At 28.1% G+C, this 2,801-nt stretch carries 4 protein-coding genes; all 4 read left to right on the plus strand.

All coding sequences use genetic code 11. The features are described 5' to 3' along the window. The first annotated feature begins 58 nt into the window (after positions 1-58). Positions 59-577 (plus strand): MFS transporter, encoded by a 519-nt coding sequence (locus ACQCX0_RS01595; RefSeq protein ID WP_462562390.1) that lies wholly within the window; start codon positions 59-61, stop codon positions 575-577. Positions 578-778: 201 nt separating this feature from the next. Continuing rightward, complete coding sequence (locus ACQCX0_RS01600; RefSeq protein ID WP_462562391.1) at positions 779-1,867, plus strand: peptidoglycan DD-metalloendopeptidase family protein; 1,089 nt, start codon at positions 779-781, stop codon at positions 1,865-1,867. Positions 1,868-2,127: 260 nt separating this feature from the next. Continuing rightward, positions 2,128-2,448: a preprotein translocase subunit YajC gene (gene yajC / locus ACQCX0_RS01605; protein ID WP_462562392.1), complete on the plus strand. Its 321-nt coding sequence runs from the start codon at positions 2,128-2,130 to the stop codon at positions 2,446-2,448. A gap of 8 nt (positions 2,449-2,456) precedes the next feature. After that, a partial coding sequence (locus ACQCX0_RS01610; protein WP_462562393.1) for a hypothetical protein occupies positions 2,457-2,801 on the plus strand: 345 nt, incomplete at its 3' end.

Genomic DNA, 2,801 nt, shown 5'->3' on the forward strand with positions numbered 1-2,801 from the left:
CAATTTTATTTTATAAGATTAATTACTTAATCTTAATATATAAATAGGAAATTAAAACATGATAATGGATCATAATAAAGCTGAAAAGACTTCTGTTATAATAATATGTCTTGCCATAATTGGGTTTATTTTTGGATTGGCGGAATTTATACCTTTAGGTTTATTATCCGTTATGTCTAATTCCTTTAATATATCTTTGGAAAGAATGAGTTTAGTTATATCTTTATATGCTGTTGGGGCTGCTATAGGAACACCAATTTTTATCAATATAATTGCAAAACTTGATAGAAAATCTCAAATTATATTAGTTTTATTTATTTTTACTATAAGTAATCTGTTATCTGTTGTATTGAATTCTGTTGCGTTTTTATTTGCATCTAGGGTTGTTATCGGGTTATGCCATGGTGTTTACTTTGCCTTGGCACTCTCAGTTGCTACTGAGATTAGTGCTGAGCATAAAAAAAAGTTCGACTATTGCTTTAATCTTAGCACGGATTACAGTTGTAGTTATTATAGGTGTACCTATAGGAATTTTTCGGTAGTTATTTTAATTGGACCTTGGTTGTTTATGCGTTAGCAGGGTTCATTGCAACTAAAGGTATTTTAAGATGCTAAGAAATTAGTGCAAAAATTAGTAAAGAATTAATATGACAATGCTTGTAGAAAATTTTACTCTGCAAGGTTTATCTTGAATTACTCTAGTATTTTAACTTTTTATTTATTATTAAGAACTATGCTAGTGTTAACAAAAAATTATTAGTCAAGCAGGATTATTTAAGTGAAAACTTATCAAATTAAACTTATATTAGTAAGTTTTATAGTGTTTGTATTAGCAAATACGGCAGTAGATAACCAAGATGATGTAGAGTATACTCAGGAAACTCAAAAGCAATTACAAGATTATAATAATCATCATATTACTAAGTGGCTAATTCAAAACCAAGCTAACTTTGAACAAATAATTAAAGAAACTGCTACGGAAACTAGAACTAAATGGGCTGTTGAAGATCGTGAGGTAAAATTCTTAGAAAAAGGCTATGTTCAGCATATGGTTATAAAGAATGAGACTATTTTTTCCATATCAAAAAAATATGGAGTAAGCGTTGAAGATATTATGAAATGGAATAATTTAGTTTCTCATAATATATTCTTAGGAAAATTGCTAAAAATTTATACCAATAATGATTTATCAATAGTAACTGAGGTGGAAAGAGATCCTACAACACATCAGGAATCTACTAAACAAGAAGTTATTCCTAAAGTAGAAGAAGATAATATGATTATAGAAATGCCGGAATTTAAATATTATAAGATTAAAAAAGGAGACACCTTTTTTTCCGTGGCAAGAAATCATAATATAACACCTAAAGAAATTCAAGAATTAAATGATTTAGATGAAAAAGCAGTGCTTTCTCCTGGACAGATTATTAAATTAAAAACCCCTGATAGTCAACCTAATAGAGAAATGCTTGATAGAAATTTAATTCCTAATTTTGTGTGGCCAGTAGTTGGAAGAATTTTAATACCTTTTGGCACTCAAAAAAGCGGTGAAGAAAATGAAGGAATCAATATTTCAGCTCGTAAAGGTATGCCGATTAAGGCAGCAGAAGATGGTATTGTAACCTATGTTGGGAATGAATTAAAGTCTTTCGGTAATATTATTTTAATTCAGCATAATAAAGAGTGGGTTACTGCTTATGCACATGTGGATGATATGATAGTAAATAAGGGGCAAATCATTAAAAAAGGGGAGATCATTGCTAAAATAGGTACAACCGGTGATATTAAAACCCCACAACTGCATTTTGAATTAAGAAGAAATATTAAGGCAGTTAATCCCTTACAATTTTTAGATAGTCATCGTTAAAGTTTACAGTTAAAAACTATTGTTAAAGTTTGATATTGGATCTTGCTTAATTCTAAAGTTTTGCAGGACATCATAGTTAAATAAAATGCTAAATCTATAGGGCTTCTATTTATGGATTATCTATTGTAATAATACATAAGTCTACTATGTATTATTGCTAAAACATTTTTGATTATATAAATTTTTATAGAAATTCGTAAGATAATTTGTTATAGTTTTTGTGTTATAAAATTTTTATTCAATCAGGAGAAAATATTACTATGCTTTTTATTAATCAGGCCTTAGCAGATACTGCTACCGTTGCACCGGATTCAAAATATGCTTTAATTATGAATTTAGTACCTTTTGTACTTATTTTTGTGTTATTTTATTTCTTTTTAATTCGTCCGCAAAAAAAGAAACAAAAGTTACACCAAGATATGTTAGGTTCTTTAAAAACAGGAGATAAAATACTATTGAATTCAGGTATGGTAGCCAAAGTTATAAAAATTAAAGAAGATAATCTACTAGTAGTTGAGATAGCCAGTAATGTGGAAGTAGACCTTTATAAAAATTATGTTGTAAGTAAAATAGAAAAATAGTTGTTTAAATGTTAATATTTCCGCGTTGGAAGGTTGTTTTAACGGTAGTTTTAGTGTTTGTAGCATTATTTATTTTATTAAATGATACCATCTTCAAACACTCAAGCAATAATTTTACATCAGGTTTAAAATTAGGTTTAGATCTACAAGGCGGATCTGCTTTGGTCTTAGAAATAGATAAAGATGCTCTAAGAGAAGACTTACTAAAAAATGTATTTGATGATGTTCGCTCACTTTTGCAAAGTAGCGGAATTAATTATTCTAATCTTATCAGAAGAAATAGGGAAATATCTTTTTTACTACTTAATACTGATAATTTTTCTAACCTAAAAAAAGAACTATATAACTATAAT

The sequence above is a fragment of the Candidatus Hepatincolaceae symbiont of Strigamia maritima genome (assembly GCF_055505085.1).

Coding starts and splice junctions, on each gene's coding strand:
- ACQCX0_RS01595 (WP_462562390.1), top strand. CDS start 59: ATGATAATGGATCATAATAAAGCTGAAAAGACTTCTGTTATAATAATA.
- yajC (WP_462562392.1), top strand. CDS start 2,128: ATGCTTTTTATTAATCAGGCCTTAGCAGATACTGCTACCGTTGCACCG.